Source organism: Sphingomonas sp. PP-CC-1A-547, from assembly GCF_003610375.1.
Classification (GTDB): domain Bacteria; phylum Pseudomonadota; class Alphaproteobacteria; order Sphingomonadales; family Sphingomonadaceae; genus Sphingomonas.
Map to the genome: position 1 here is coordinate 402,598 of NZ_RAPZ01000010.1, position 14,499 is coordinate 417,096.

At 64.3% G+C, this 14,499-nt stretch carries 14 protein-coding genes; 6 read left to right on the forward strand and 8 right to left on the reverse strand.

What is annotated here, in order from left to right; all coding sequences use genetic code 11:
• Positions 1 to 35: 35 nt before the first annotated feature.
• The 3 genes from C8J39_RS02610 to rpoD are packed head-to-tail and all read left to right on the forward strand — an operon-like array spanning position 36 to position 4,398.
• Positions 36 to 518, forward strand: a complete 483-nt coding sequence (locus C8J39_RS02610; RefSeq protein ID WP_120299180.1) for an endonuclease domain-containing protein — start codon at positions 36 to 38, stop codon at positions 516 to 518.
• Positions 509 to 2,371, forward strand: coding sequence for a DNA primase (gene dnaG, locus C8J39_RS02615; RefSeq protein WP_120299181.1), 1,863 nt, complete (start codon positions 509 to 511; stop codon positions 2,369 to 2,371). The genes C8J39_RS02610 and dnaG overlap by 10 nt, the downstream gene beginning before the upstream one ends.
• Positions 2,371 to 4,398: an RNA polymerase sigma factor RpoD gene (gene rpoD / locus C8J39_RS02620; RefSeq protein ID WP_120299182.1), complete on the forward strand. Its 2,028-nt coding sequence runs from the start codon at positions 2,371 to 2,373 to the stop codon at positions 4,396 to 4,398. Before dnaG ends, rpoD begins: the two co-directional genes overlap by 1 nt.
• Before the next feature lie 81 nt (positions 4,399 to 4,479).
• Here rpoD and C8J39_RS18430 read toward each other — a convergent pair whose 3' ends face one another.
• Together C8J39_RS18430 and C8J39_RS18435 are read right to left on the reverse strand one after the other, a co-directional pair.
• Positions 4,480 to 5,061 carry a DUF6680 family protein gene (locus C8J39_RS18430; protein ID WP_132833288.1) on the reverse strand — a complete coding sequence of 194 codons (582 nt, stop codon included), beginning with the start codon at positions 5,059 to 5,061 and terminating at the stop codon, positions 4,480 to 4,482.
• Entirely contained in the window at positions 5,058 to 5,381 is a 324-nt protein-coding gene (locus C8J39_RS18435; protein WP_132833289.1) for a hypothetical protein, read from the reverse strand. Before C8J39_RS18435 ends, C8J39_RS18430 begins: the two co-directional genes overlap by 4 nt.
• Positions 5,382 to 5,760: 379 nt before the next feature.
• On the opposite strand from C8J39_RS18435, the gene C8J39_RS02625 reads away from it, so the two are divergent.
• Complete coding sequence (locus C8J39_RS02625; RefSeq protein ID WP_120299183.1) at positions 5,761 to 6,300, forward strand: pseudouridine synthase; 540 nt, start codon at positions 5,761 to 5,763, stop codon at positions 6,298 to 6,300.
• Positions 6,301 to 7,286: 986 nt separating this feature from the next.
• Here C8J39_RS02625 and rplS read toward each other — a convergent pair.
• Entirely contained in the window at positions 7,287 to 7,679 is a 393-nt protein-coding gene (rplS, locus tag C8J39_RS02630; RefSeq protein ID WP_031395442.1) for a 50S ribosomal protein L19, read from the reverse strand.
• Positions 7,676 to 8,407, reverse strand: coding sequence for a tRNA (guanosine(37)-N1)-methyltransferase TrmD (gene trmD, locus C8J39_RS02635; protein ID WP_120299686.1), 732 nt, complete (start codon positions 8,405 to 8,407; stop codon positions 7,676 to 7,678). Before trmD ends, rplS begins: the two co-directional genes overlap by 4 nt.
• 108 nt (positions 8,408 to 8,515) lie before the next feature.
• On the opposite strand from trmD, the gene C8J39_RS02640 reads away from it, so the two are divergent.
• On the forward strand, positions 8,516 to 9,421 hold the full coding sequence (locus C8J39_RS02640; RefSeq protein ID WP_120299184.1) for an NAD(P)/FAD-dependent oxidoreductase: 906 nt from the start codon (positions 8,516 to 8,518) through the stop codon (positions 9,419 to 9,421).
• 27 nt (positions 9,422 to 9,448) lie between these two features.
• On the opposite strand, the gene rimM is transcribed toward C8J39_RS02640, so the two are convergent.
• From rimM to ffh, 4 genes are all read right to left on the reverse strand, one after another.
• Positions 9,449 to 9,949 carry a ribosome maturation factor RimM gene (gene rimM / locus C8J39_RS02645; protein ID WP_056051068.1) on the reverse strand — a complete coding sequence of 167 codons (501 nt, stop codon included), beginning with the start codon at positions 9,947 to 9,949 and terminating at the stop codon, positions 9,449 to 9,451.
• Positions 9,927 to 10,070, reverse strand: coding sequence for a hypothetical protein (locus tag C8J39_RS18610; protein WP_156362298.1), 144 nt, complete (start codon positions 10,068 to 10,070; stop codon positions 9,927 to 9,929). The genes rimM and C8J39_RS18610 overlap by 23 nt, the downstream gene beginning before the upstream one ends.
• Before the next feature lie 233 nt (positions 10,071 to 10,303).
• The gene (gene rpsP, locus C8J39_RS02650; protein WP_056062272.1) at positions 10,304 to 10,732 is read right to left on the reverse strand and encodes a 30S ribosomal protein S16; all 429 of its coding nucleotides are present in this window, start codon (positions 10,730 to 10,732) and stop codon (positions 10,304 to 10,306) included.
• Between the two features lie 68 nt (positions 10,733 to 10,800).
• Positions 10,801 to 12,345, reverse strand: coding sequence for a signal recognition particle protein (gene ffh / locus C8J39_RS02655; RefSeq protein WP_120299185.1), 1,545 nt, complete (start codon positions 12,343 to 12,345; stop codon positions 10,801 to 10,803).
• 323 nt (positions 12,346 to 12,668) lie between these two features.
• On the opposite strand from ffh, the gene C8J39_RS02660 reads away from it, so the two are divergent.
• Positions 12,669 to 14,294, forward strand: a complete 1,626-nt coding sequence (locus C8J39_RS02660; RefSeq protein ID WP_120299687.1) for a bifunctional diguanylate cyclase/phosphodiesterase — start codon at positions 12,669 to 12,671, stop codon at positions 14,292 to 14,294.
• Positions 14,295 to 14,499: the final 205 nt, after the last annotated feature.

The following is a 14,499-nucleotide window of genomic DNA, read 5'->3' on the forward strand; positions in this document are numbered from 1 at the left end:
TCGGGGGAGGGCAGTGCCACAAAGGAGACGGAGCATTGGAACAACGCACCCAAATCCGAGCACTCCGCACCAACCCGACGCGTGCCGAAAGCGCGCTATGGCAACATCTCGCCGCGCGCCGAACGTCCGGCGTGCGGTTCAATCGTCAGGTCCCGATAGGTCCGTTCATCTGCGACTTCGTGTCCCGTGCTACGAAGCTCGTGGTCGAGGTCGACGGCGGCCAGCATGACTGGCAATCCGACGAAGATGCGCGCCGGACACGTTTTATCGAACACCAAGGCTACCAAGTGATCCGGTTCTGGAACAACGACGTGCTGGAGCGAATGGAAGGCGTGGTGGCCGAGATCGGGCGTGTGCTCGCGGAACGCCCCTCCCCTAACCCCTCCCGCAAGCGGAAGGGGGACTCGGTTCCGCTCGCCGCAAACGCAACTCCTCTTCTACTCCCCTCCCGCCTGCGGGAGGGGTCGGGGGAGGGCGTGGCCGCAAACACCCCCACCAAAGCAACCCCATGGCGCTAACCCCACAATTCCTCGACGAACTCCGCGCCCGCACCTCGCTCTCGGCGCTGGTCGGCAAGACCACCAAGCTCACCAAGGCCGGGCGCGAGCACAAGGGCTGCTGCCCGTTCCACAACGAGAAGACGCCCAGCTTCTACGTCAACGACGACAAGGGCTTCTACCACTGCTTCGGCTGCTCCGCGCACGGCGACGCGATCAAGTGGATGACCGACCAGCGCGGCCTCCCCTTCATGGACGCGGTCAAGGAGCTCGCGCAGGCCGCCGGGATGGACATGCCCGCGATGGACCGCCAGTCCGCCGCCAAGGCCGAGCGCGCCAAGGGCCTGCACGAGGTCATGTCGGACGCCGCCGACTGGTTCGTCGAGCAACTGGGCGGCCTCCCCGGCACCGAAGCCCGCGCGCTCCTCGACCGCCGCGGGATCAGGCCCGAAACGGCGCGCGCGTTCGGCATGGGGTTCGCCCCTGACAGCCGCGGCAAGCTCAAGACCGCGCTGAAGGACTATGGCGACCCGATGCTGGTCGAATCCGGCATGCTGATCTCGGTGGAGGGCAAGGACCCGTACGACCGGTTCCGCGGGCGCCTGATGATCCCGATCCGCGACCCCCGCGGGCGAACGATCGCGTTCGGCGGGCGCGTGCTCGACGGTGGCGAGCCGAAATACCTCAACTCCCCCGACACCCCGCTCTTCGACAAGGGCCGCACGCTCTACAATCTCGACAAGGCCGCCCCCGCTTCGCGCAAGTCGGGCCGCGTGCTCGTGGTCGAGGGCTATATGGACGTCATCGCGCTCGCGCAGGCCGGCTTCGGCGAAGCGGTCGCCCCGCTCGGCACGGCATTGACCGAAGCGCAGCTCGAACGACTGTGGCGAATGGTCGACGTGCCCCTGCTCTGCTTCGACGGCGACGGCGCCGGCCAGAAGGCATCGCTCCGGGCCGCCCACCGCGCGCTCCCGCTACTGGCGCCCGGCCGCAGCCTCGCCTTCGTCACGCTCCCGCAAGGCCAGGACCCCGACGATCTCGTCCGCTCGGGCGGCCCCGCCGCGTTCGAAACACTCCTCAAATCCCCCGAACAGCTCGTCGACCGGCTCTGGGCCTCCGAAGTCGCCGCCGAGGCGCTCGACACCCCCGAACAGCGCGCCGGCCTCAAGCGACGTCTCCACGAACTCGCGGAAGGCATCGCCGCCCCCTCGGTGAAGCAGCAATACCATTCCGAGTTCAAGAACCGCTTCTACGAGCATTTCAAACCCGTCCGCGCCCCCTTCGTCCCTCGCGGCGAGCGCCCGAAAGGCGGCTGGAAGCCCCCCACCGCGCCCGTCACCGAAGACGCAAAGGCCTTCCTCGCCACCGGCATCGACCGCGTCTTGGCCAAGGCGGTGCTCGCCGGCCTGATCCGCCACCCGGTCGAGATCGCGCGCCACATGGAGGTGCTCGGCTCCCTCCAAATGATCGACGGCGCGCTCGGTCGTTTGTTCGAAGCCGTCGTAGATGTTGCACTTGAGGACCAGAAGCTTGATAGCGGGCGCTTGCTCACCATATTGGCGAGGTCCGGTTTCAATTCAGTCGCGAGTGACCTGTTGAGAGCCGATACGATGCCCTACTCGTTCACGCAGACCACGGCCGATCCAGCCCGCGTCCGTGCCGACCTCGACGAGGCGATCGCGATCATGGTCGCCCGCCCTGAGGTAGACGCGGCACTCAAGCAGGCGACCGCGGCGATGCAGACGCACTTCACCGAAGATGCGTTCGAACGACAAGTGGCTATGGTAAGAGAGAAACAGGCGTTGGAAGTCCGACTTGCAAATCTTGTACAGTCGAACGAAGACGCCCGAGCGTTGGGTACCGAGGGCGATTGATGGCTAAGGCGAACATGGCGGAACCCGCCGAGACGAACGAAACCGGCGATGCGCCGCTGATCGACATGAACGATGCGTCAATCAAGAAGGTCATCGCGCGCGCCAAGAAGCGCGGCTACATCACCTATGAGCAGCTCAACGAAGCGCTGCCGCAGGGCGAGATGTCGTCCGACCAGATCGAGGACATCAGCGCTGCGCTGAGCGAGATGGGCATCAACATCGTCGAGAACGACGAAGCCGGCGAGGACGGCGAGACCGAGCCCGCCAAGGACGACGAGGACGAGCCGGAGGCTGCCGACGCGGATGCCGACACAGGCCCCGCGATCGAGAAGAAGAAAGAGACCATCGATCGCACCGACGATCCGGTCCGCATGTACCTGCGCGAGATGGGCGCGGTCGAGCTGCTCAGCCGCGAGGGCGAGATCGCGATCGCCAAGCGGATCGAGGCGGGTCGCGACACGATGATCCTCGGCCTGTGCGAATCGCCGATCACCTTCAACGCGATCATCGACTGGTCGACCGCGCTGAACGAGGGCACGATGCAGCTGCGCGAGATCATGGATCTCGACGCGATGCTGTCGAAGGACCCCGCGCCGGAAGCGATGGCCGAGGACGGCGAAGCCGACGACGGCGAGATCAGCGAGAAGAACGCCGGCCCCTCGTTCAAGGAAGAGGCCGAGCCCGAAGAGCCGTCCGCCGACGAGGACGAGGACGGCGAGCGCCGGGCCCCGCGCGCATCGGACGACGAGGAGGAGGACAACACCCTCAGCCTCGCGCAGATGGAGGAACAGCTCAAGCCGATCGCGCTCGAGCGGTTCGCCAGCATCACCGCGCTCTACAAGAAGTTCAGCAAGATCCAGCAAGCCCGCGTCGACGCGATGGGCATCGGCGGCGATTTCTCCGCCGCCGACGAGCGGAAATACCAGAAGCTGCGCGAGGAACTCACGGCAGAGGTCGAGAGCGTCCAGTTCCACAACGCCAAGATCGAATATCTGGTCGATCAGCTCTATGCCTATAACCGTCGCCTGACCGCGCTGGGCGGCCAGATGCTGCGCCTCGCCGAGCGCCACAAGGTGCCGCGCAAGGACTTCCTCGATCGCTATATCGGTCACGAGATCGACGAGAACTGGCTGGCGACGGTTAACAAGGTCGACAAGAAGTGGACTGCGTTCGTCGCTAACGAGGGCGAGGCGGTCGAGCGCATCCGCGCCGAGATCGCCGACATCACGCAGCAGACCGGCATGGCGCTCACCGAGTTCCGCCGGATCGTCAACATGGTCCAGAAGGGCGAGCGCGAGGCGCGGATCGCCAAGAAGGAGATGGTCGAGGCGAACCTGCGGCTGGTGATCTCGATCGCCAAGAAATACACGAACCGCGGCCTGCAGTTCCTGGATCTCATCCAGGAGGGCAATATCGGCCTGATGAAGGCGGTCGACAAGTTCGAGTATCGCCGCGGCTACAAGTTCAGCACCTATGCGACGTGGTGGATCCGCCAGGCGATCACCCGCTCGATCGCCGACCAGGCGCGGACCATCCGCATCCCGGTCCACATGATCGAGACGATCAACAAGCTGGTCCGCACCAGCCGCCAGTTCCTCCACGAGCAGGGCCGCGAACCGACTCCGGAGGAGATGGCCGAGCGCCTTTCCATGCCGCTGGAAAAGGTCCGCAAGGTGATGAAGATCGCCAAGGAGCCGATCAGCCTCGAAACGCCGATCGGCGACGAGGAGGATTCGCATCTCGGCGACTTCATCGAGGACAAGAACGCGATCATCCCGGTGGATGCCGCGATCCAGGCGAACCTCAAGGAGACGGTCACGCGGGTGCTGGCGTCGCTCACCCCGCGCGAAGAGCGCGTGCTGCGCATGCGCTTCGGCATCGGCATGAACACCGACCACACGCTCGAGGAAGTCGGCCAGCAGTTCTCGGTGACCCGCGAGCGCATCCGCCAGATCGAGGCTAAGGCGCTGCGGAAGCTGAAGCATCCGAGCCGGTCACGGAAGATGCGGAGCTTCCTCGACCAGTAAGCGGTTGAGGAATTTCTAATCGAACGAACGGGCCGCAGTGGAGACACTGCGGCCTTTCTCGTTTTGCATACTAGAATATTATCACAGCTTATTTTCGACCGGCTTTGGAGGCCATAACGATGCGGCTGGATCGGCAATATTCTGCTCTGGTGCAGCAGATCCAGTTAGTTGCTTCAATGTCGCCTGGCGCTGCAGAGAGCGCATTTCACGATCCTGTGCCAACGCATTCGGAAAGTATGTGCGAGCGAAGTCATCTAACCGTAGGGTATCTGCAATACCCAAATCCTGCGCCATTTCCCTCAGCAGCTTTCGTACGCGCTTATCAACTAAATGATTTTGCATTGGAACAATACCAAAAGCCTGAAACAATTCCGCCCAAGCTTCGCGTACCGGCACCGATTTGTTAAAAGCTACATCTATGGAATTTAGCGCCCGCACTGTATCCTCGGACGCTAACTCCGCTCTACCCTGCATTAGCAAGGCGAATACGTTTAGTTTGAAGCGCCGAGACTCCATTTCGTTGTCCCCCTGCCTCCGGAGGATTTCTGCGATCCTCGCCGCGGATACTGGTGCTCGCCATGTCGCAACCGCGGCAGCGATCGCAGCCACAGCGCTCAAAAACGCCGCAAGAACGGCAGGATTTGTCCATGTGTCTAGGCTCATTCAACCGCCCCCAGTTCACGGAGCTTTACCAAACGCAAGTTTACGGGCCCGAGCGGCGTTTCCAATTTTACGAAATCAAGAGCAAAAGTATTCGGTGAAAATTCAAGAACGACTTCGTATTTTATACCGGCAGGTCCCGCCGAGGCACCCTGAATAACCGTACCGCCAGCGGGAACCGAAACAGTCACTGTGCCAGCCAAAGAACCATCATTCTGGGTTTCATAGGTGCCGTCGAATTTTACTCCTAGCGGATCAGCTCCAGCTATCGCCCCATCGGCGAATATGAACAAAGCAAACCCCTGACCTTCGCTTCCGCTCATGTATCCGGAGTAGAAACCCTCCCACGATATTGACATATAAATGCTCCCCTCGACTAACTTACTCTAACAAGACAGAAACAAAAATAGTATTCCCTTATTGTTTTCTCGCTTGGCAATCGCGCAACGATAGAAATCACGATGGTTTGAACGCTCCAGTCTGGCGGAGATTGACTGAGCGATTTGCTATGAACCGTAGGTCGTCGGCATTGTTAGATCCTCCCCCGCCAGGGGGAGGTGGCGCCGAAGGCGACGGAGGGGGAGGGCACGGAACAGAGGTTACTCCTTACCTCCCCCTCCGTCTGGCAAGTGCCAGCCCCCTTCTCCTAGCGGGGGAGGAATTACGGTCGAACCCGATCGACAATCCCTCTAAACCCCCGCCATGCCCCGCGTAATCCTGTTCAACAAACCGTACGACGTGCTCAGCCAGTTCACCGACGTGAACAGTCCGACCCCGCGCGCGACGCTGTCGCAGTTCGTCGATGTGCCGGGCGTCTATCCGGCGGGGCGGCTCGACCGCGATAGCGAAGGGCTGTTGCTGCTGACCGACGACGGTCGCCTCCAGGCGCGGATCGCGGACCCGAAGTTCAAGCTGGCCAAGACCTATCTCGTGCAGGTCGAGGGCGATGTCAGCGAGGACGCGCTCGATCGGTTGCGGGGCGGCGTCCTGCTGAAGGACGGCCTTGCCCGCGCCGACGTCGAGCGGATCGCCGCGCCCGACCTCTGGCCGCGCGTCCCGCCGATCCGGGTCCGCGCGAGCATCCCCGATTGCTGGCTGAAGATAACGATCCGCGAAGGCCGCAACCGCCAAGTCCGCCGCATGACCGCCGCGATCGACCACCCCACGCTGCGGCTGGTCCGGTGGAGCATCGGCGACTGGACCGTGGCGGGTCTGGCGCCGGGAACGTGGCGCGACGCCTGAGGGGCGCTTGAGGCGGGCTCACGGGTGCCTGCAGGTACCTGAGGCGCGGGCGCTCATAATGTACGCCCATCAGCTGCGCAGCGTTGGTGATTACAAACGGAAGGCCTCCCCACCCACGCCGTCATCCTGACGAAAGTCAGGACCCAGAGCCAAGCAGCGCGGCGTTCGTGATCCTGGGTCCTGACGCTCGTCAGGATGACGGAGAAGGGCATGTTCACGCAAAGGCGCTAAGGCGCGGAGAGAAGCAGCTTATTTAGCGCACTTGCCCGGTCTTCTCTTCGCGCCTTAGCGCCTTCGCGTGAATCCATTCCTTGAGCTACGCTCCGTGGCGCAATGTGATCATAAGTCCCGAGGATAGGGTTCCCCGCCCGCGAGGGGAGTGCGTTGCGTGACGCGCCGAAATCGCATGGTGGCACGACGAAAACTCCCTCCCCTTCAGGGGAGGGTCGGGGTGAGGCATGCCCACGCGAGCGCGCTCAGCGTGGCAAAGCCCCTCACGCCTCAAACGAGCAGCTATCCCAATCCGCCAGCAAGACGTGTTTCCCCGCGAAGGCGGGGACCCAGACTGGGCTCCCGCCTTCGCGGGAGAACAAGGAAGCGGGCGCGCAAGAACAAGGACGCGGAAGTCGGCCTGCGAAGGAACGCGCGCGCCTGTCCGACCCGACAACCACCTCCGACGCCCAGGGCGGAGAGATCGCAGACACCACGGCCGCCGCTGGCCGACGTGCCAATCCGCTGTCCTACACGCGCCTCGGAGCGCACCCTCAGCGGATGCCCAACCCCGCCCCTATCCCGCATGCATCACCTCGGCCCAGAACACCCCTATCGACCCCCATATCGGGCGATGTGCAGAACGCTGTGAGACTGTGAACTTCGTGCACTTCCGCACTGCAGCATCGGCGCAAGACACTGATTTCAGGCGCACAACGAAAAAGGGCGCGGGGACCATCGCCCCCGCGCCCTTCTCCAACTCCAGCAGGCTCCGATTACTCGGCGGCTGCGGTGCCCTTGGCAGGGCGCATGTCGCGACGCTCGGCGATACGTGCTGCCTTGCCGGTACGGCCACGCAGGTAATACAGCTTGGCGCGACGCACGGCGCCCTTGCGGACGACTTCGATCGAATCGACGTTCGGCGAGTAGAGCGGGAAGACGCGCTCGACGCCTTCGCCGAAGCTCATCTTACGCACGGTGAAGTTCGAGCCCATGCCCTTGTTCGAGCGCGCGATGCACACGCCCTCGTAGTTCTGAATACGCGTGCGCTCGCCTTCGACGACCTTCACGCCGACCTTCAGCGTGTCGCCGGGGCGGAAATCGGGGATCGTCTTGTTGGCCAGGAACTTCGCGATGTTCTCGGCTTCGATCGTCTGCAACAGGTTCATGTCTCGTCCTCGTGTCGCTGCGCGCCAGAGGGCGACTGGACCCGAACGCCCTCATGGCGCTCCCAAAGGTCCGGTCGCCGTGACCGTGTATCGATCTCCGCCCGGCGTTTGCGCCATGCAGCGATCTTCGCATGATCCCCCGATCGCAGCACCTGCGGGATCGTGCGCCCTTCCCATTCCTGAGGTCGGGTATAATGCGGATATTCGAGCAGCCCCGTTTCGAAGCTCTCGTCATCCCCACTAGAAGCCGCGCCCATTACGCCGGGCAGCAGCCGAATGCAAGCATCGAGCAGCACCAGCGCGCCCATCTCGCCGCCCGACAGGATGTAGTCGCCGATCGAGACCTCCTCGATCTCCCGCGCCTCGAACAGCCGTTCGTCGAACCCCTCGAACCGGCCGCACAGAATGGTGACGCCGGGGCCCTGCGCAAGCTCGCGGACCCGCTCCTGGGTCAGCGGCTTCCCCCGAGGAGTCATGGCGAGCACCGGCCGCCCATCGGCAACGCTGTCGATCGCCGAGGCCACGACGTCGGCGCGCAGCACCATCCCGGCCCCGCCCCCCGCCGGCGTATCGTCCACCGACTTGTGCTTGTCCGTCGCAAAGTCCCGGATCTGCACCGGCGAACAAGACCACCGCCCCTCGCCCAATGCGCGCCCGGCAAGCGACGTCCCCAGCGGCCCCGGAAACATTTCGGGATACAGCGTCAATATCGTGGCAGCGAAAGTCACAGCGTCCAATTCTCTAAGCGTTTGCGCCAGCGTGCGGCGCCGAATGCGCCCAGCACCTATACGGATCGGCGCGACGGAACAATTACGCTGGCGAAACGCTCGCGGCGGATGGACGATTGCATCATCATCGGCGCCGGCCCGGCGGGCCTGACCGCGGCGATCTATCTCGCGCGCTTCCACCTTTCGATCCGCCTGTTCGATTGCGGCAGCAGCCGCGCCGCGTTGATCCCGTGCACGCACAACCATGCCGGCTATCCCGAAGGCATCCGCGGCACGGACCTGCTAGCCCGGATGCTGGCACAGGCGGAAACCTATGGCGCAGTCCGCGAGGGTGTGCGGGTCGACGCGATCGAGGTGGACGACGACGGCTTCACCGTACGGCTCGGCGGCCGCCGCGCGCGAGCCCGGAGCGTACTGCTCGCCACCGGAGTCGTGAACAACCGCCCCAACATGCCCGACGCAATCCACGACGAAGCGCTGGAGGCCGGGTTGCTCCGCTACTGCCCCATTTGCGACGGCTACGAAGTCACCGACAAGCGCGTCGGCATCATTGGCACCGACGACCACGGCATGCGCGAGGCACTGTTCCTGCGCGGCTACACAAAGGACGTAACGCTGATCGCCCCAGAGGGCGGCCATGAACTCGATCCCGCCTGCGAAGCCGCACTCGACGATGCCGGGATCGTCCGCGTCGGTGGTCCCTGCGGCAACTACGCAATCGAGGCCGACAAGCTCGCACTCGACACGGTCGAAGGACGATTGTCGTTCGACAGCATCTATCCAGCGCTCGGATCAGTAATCCGTTCGGAACTGGCCGTCGCAGCAGGCGCGCGCGCATCCGAGGACGGGTGCCTAGAAGTAGACTCGCACCAGCGCACATCGATACCCGGCCTGTTCGCAGCCGGAGACGTGGTGAAGGGGCTCGACCAGATCAGCCACGCAATGGGCGAAGCTGGCGTTGCCGCGACGACCATCCGCAACACGCTCGCCGAACAGCGACCGCTTCGACGGTAAACGCTACTTAACTTGTGAGAACAAGGCTTACTCAGCCGCGAACGAAGCCTCGACAATGAGCCGGTCGGCATCCCATTCGGGAACGGCTTCAGGGCGCATCGGTATCATGAAGCGCTTACCGGGCTTGTCGTCCACGGGCGGCCGTTCAATCTCGATCACGTCGCCCGCACCGAAATTGTCGATAGCAACGACGCGCCCGATCGCCTCGCCATCGGTCGAGACGACATCGAGCCCGATCACATCGGTGTGATAATATTCACCGTCTTCCAGCGGCGGCAGCGACGACCGCGGCACCGTCAGCTCGGTTCCGCGCATCGCCTCGGCAGCATTGCGATCGGCGACCTCGGCAAAGCGCGCGATCATACCATTGTTGCCGTTGCGCGCGGACTTCAGCGACAGCGCGCCATTGTTGAAGCTCTTATAGCTGCCGAAATTCTCGGCGAAGACCTTCAGCCGCACTTCGCCACCGATGCCGTGCGCACCGATGACGACGGCGAGCGTCACGTCAGCCTTGCGCGGAGCCTTCATCGCGGCCGGGGGTGTCGTCGGAGCCTTCGGCGGGGTCGTCGGCGGAGACGCCTTGGTTGGTGGCATCTTCGATGTCCTCGGGTGCGGGGGCTGTGCGGGGGTCGGTTTCGGGGGCCATCATGCGCTCCTGTTCGGGGTTACCGATCGAGAGAACGCATGAAATCCGGATCGGGTGCGGTTGCTCACCCTTAGGTGGCGAGGGACACTCAGGTCCACTCCGGTGCCGTCATCTTGGGCTTGACCCAGGATCCAGAGCAACGGAACGCTTTCGCCCGTGGCTCCGGATCCCAGCTTTCGTTGGGATGACGGGAAGAAAGACGGATCGGCCCAATCAGAACCGATCCATCCGCTGTCTTACGAAGCGGCTTCTTCGGTCTCGGCAGCGGCAGGAGCCTCTGCTTCGGCAGCAGGTGCTGCCTTCGCAGCGGCCTCGGCCTCGGCAGCTTCGGCCGCCTTGGTCGCACGCTCTTCGGCGCGCTCGGTGGCCTTCTCGCCGGGCTTGCCCTTGTTCGGGTTGTTGCGTGCCGAACGCTCGAGCACGCCAGCCTGGTCGAGGAAGCGCGCGACGCGGTCGGTCGGCTGCGCGCCGACGCTCAGCCAATGCTTCGCGCGGTCGGCGTCGAGCTGCACGCGCTGCTCGTTGTCCTTGGCGAGGAGCGGGTTGTAGTTGCCGATCTTCTCGATGAAGCGGCCATCACGCGGCGAACGCGCATCGGCAACGACGATCTTGTAGTAAGGACGCTTCTTGGAGCCACCGCGCGCGAGGCGAATGTTGATTGCCATGATATTTTCCTTCGTTTTCTAGATAGATCCCCGAGCGAAAGCCGAGGTGTCGTGGTTGGATAAGGAGGTTATTTCTTCTTCAGAAAATCGTCGAAACCGGCCGGCATCTGCGGCATCTTGGGGCCACCAAGCCCCGGCAGACCGCCGCCACCGCCGCCCGGCAGGCCACCGGCACCAGCCTTGTTGAGCATGTCGCCCATCTGCGGCCCGCCGATCGCATTGCCGATGCCGCCGAGACCGCCGCCCAGGCCGCCCTTGCCGAGCATCGCCATCATGCCCTTCATGCCGCCCATCTTCTTGATCTTCTTCATGGCGGTCGACATTTCGAGGTGCATCTTGAGCAGCTTGTTGACCTCCTGCACCGTGGTGCCGGAGCCCTTGGCGATGCGGATCTTGCGCTTGGCGTTGATCAGTTCGGGCTTGTTGCGCTCCTTGATCGTCATCGATCCGATCATCGCGTCCATGTGCACCAGCATTTTTTCACCACCGGCGGACGCGACCGCGCCCTGCGCCTTCTTCATGCCGGGGATCATCCCCGCCAGTGCGCCGAGCCCCCCCATCCGCTGCATCTGCGCCAGCTGGGCACGCAGGTCGTTCATGTCGAACTGACCCTTGGCCATCTTGGCGGCCATCCGCTCGGCGTCTTCGGCCTGGATCGACTCCGCGGCGCGCTCGACCAGGCTGACGACGTCGCCCATGCCGAGGATACGGCCGGCGACACGCTCCGGATGGAACGCCTCGAGCGCATCGAGCTTCTCGCCGGTGCCTGCGAACTTGATCGGCTTGCCGGTGACCGCACGCATCGACAGCGCCGCGCCACCGCGGGCATCGCCGTCCATGCGGGTCAGCACGATACCCGTCAGCGGCACTTGGTCGCTGAAGTTCTGCGCGACGTTGACCGCGTCCTGGCCGGTCAGCGAGTCGACGACCAGCAGGATCTCGGCCGGGTTCGCGACGTCGGCAACCGCCTTCATCTCGTCCATCAGCGCCTGGTCGACATGGAGTCGACCCGCGGTGTCGAGCATCAGGACGTCATAGCCCTGGAGCTTCGCCGCCTGCATCGCGCGACGGGCGATGTCGACCGGCTGCTGGCCCTGCACGATCGGCAGCGTCGCCACGTCGATCTGCGTGCCGAGCGTCGCCAGCTGCTCCTGCGCGTTCGGGCGATTGACGTCGAGCGACGCCATCAGCACCTTCTTGCGCTCGCGGCCGGCCTGTCCGAAATTGGCCTGCCCTGCCGCCAGCCGCTTGGCGATCTTGGCGGTCGTCGTCGTCTTGCCCGAGCCCTGGAGGCCGACCATCATGATAACGGCTGGCGGCGTGACGCCCAGCTCGAGTTCTACGGCATCCGAACCGAGCATCTCGACCAGCGCATCGCTAACGATCTTGACGACCTGCTGCCCCGGCGTGACCGAGCGCAGGACGTTCTGGCCGATCGCCTTCTCGGTCGCCTTCTCGACGAACTCGCGGGCGACGGGCAGCGCGACGTCGGCTTCGAGCAGCGCGACGCGCACCTCGCGCATCGCCGCGCGCACGTCCGCCTCGGTCAGCGCACCCCGGCCGCGAAGGCGGTCGAAGACGCCGCCAAGTCGATCGCTCAGGCTTTCGAACATCGAAATACTCCCATACACCGCTACCAAACGCAAAAGCGCCGGCGGGCGAAACCTCGCCGGCCAGCGTGCATCCTTGGATGCTCGTCCAATGCGCCCCGTAACGGAACGTGGCTGGCCCACTACTGGAAACCGGGTGGAAGCGCAAGACTGGTCCCGGCTTGCCCTGATTCCTCCGTCACCGCAGACTTGCTCCGGCATGACGAACGCCCGCAGCCAATCGCGCCCGCGCCTCGCCCCGTCCCGCCTACACGGCTTCTTAACATATCCTACACGTGTCGCATGCCACACCGCCACCCAAGCAAGAGACCGAACAGGCCAACCCCATGACCGTAAAGTCGGCGGCGACATTTTCGCTCCGCAACATCAGTCGGGAATTCATGACCGGCGCCGTAACAGGCGCCGCACTGCTTCTGTTCGTCGGCACCGCGGGTACCGCCGTCGTCAAGGCACTGGCACATTGGCACGGCAGCGATGCGGTGATCGATCACGGTCTGGTCGCGGCGCTGTTATTGAATGCGGCGCTGATCCTGTTCGGCTGGTTCCGATACCGCGCACTATCGGAAGAGCTGAACACCCTGTCCGACGCCGGCCGCCATGCTCACGCGCTTGCGCAGCGCGATCCGCTCACCGGCTTCCTCAATCGCCGCAGCTTGTCTGAAGACGGCGCGGCACTGTTCGCCAGTACCCGCCGCCGCGGCAAGGCTATGGCCATGCTGACGATCGACATCGATCACTTCAAGAGCGTCAACGACCTGCACGGCTATGCGGTCGGCGACCTGTTGCTCGGCCATGTCGCGGAGACGATCGCGGCGATCGCACCCGGCACCAGCCTGCTCGCTAGGCTGGGCGCAGATGAGTTCGCCTGCACCTTCGTCTTCGACTCCGCGCACGAGAACGTCGCCGACCGGATCGCCGAGCGCATGGTCGCAGGCCTCGCATTGCCGTTCCGCTCCAATGGCGCCGACATCCACAGCAGCGTCTCGATCGGTATCGCCCGGTCCGATCGCGACTGCGCCTCGGTCGACGCCTTGCTGCGCAACGCCGACATCGCGCTCCACGCGGCTAAGACCGCCGGGCGCAGTCGTCACGCGTGGTTCGACACGTCGATGGAGCAATCGCTGCAACTCCGTGGCGAACTCGAAGCGGGTCTCCGCAGCGCTATCCCGGCACAGGAAGTTGTTCCGTATTTCGAGCAGCAGGTCGACCTGACCACCGGCCTCATCACCGGCTTCGAGGTGCTGGCGCGCTGGGAACATCCGACGCGCGGCATGATCGCGCCCGACGTGTTCATCCCCATCGCGGAGGAAACCGGGCTCATCGGTGACCTGTCGCTGTCGATCATGCGCCAGGCATTCGCCGCCGCGCGCGACTGGGACGCCGGGCTCACCTTGTCGGTCAACGTCTCGCCGCTGCAGTTGCGCGATGCGTGGCTCGCGCAGAAAATCATTAAGACGCTGGTCGAGACGGGCTTTCCCGCCAGCCGGCTCGAGATCGAGATCACCGAGAGCGCCTTGTTCGACAACCTTCCCCTCGCGCAGTCGATCGTGGGGAGCCTGAAGAACCAAGGCATCCGCCTTGCACTCGACGATTTCGGCACCGGCTATTCGAGTTTGGCGCATCTGCGGGCGCTGCCGTTCGACCGGATCAAGATCGACAAGAGCTTCGTCTCGTCGATCCTGGACAATACGGAAAGCATGGCGATCGTGAACACGATCGTGCGTCTGGGCGACAGTCTGAATTTGCCGACGACCGCGGAAGGGATCGAAGACGCCGCGATTGAGGAGCGCCTGCGCGGCATGGGCTGTGCGAAGGGGCAAGGATATCTGTACGGGCGACCGCTCGGTGCGGCGCAGGTCAGGCAGTTGCTGGCCGAGAAGCGCTTGCTGGCGCAGCGGCCCGACCGGAGCGTGCCACCGCCTCGCGGTATTGCGCCGCGGTTGGCGGGGTAGCTGCGGGTAAGCGTACTTTGGAGCTACCCGCCCCTAACCGGCAGCCACCCCGGCGAAGGCCGGGGCCGAGTTGGAGAGGTTGCAGTAACGACGCACCGTCCTCCACCATCATCGTTTCCCAATTGGGCCCCGGCCTCCGCCGGGGTGGAGTAGGTAAATGGTCGCTGCGCGATCCGTTCTCCTGCGAACGCAGGAGTCCAGGACC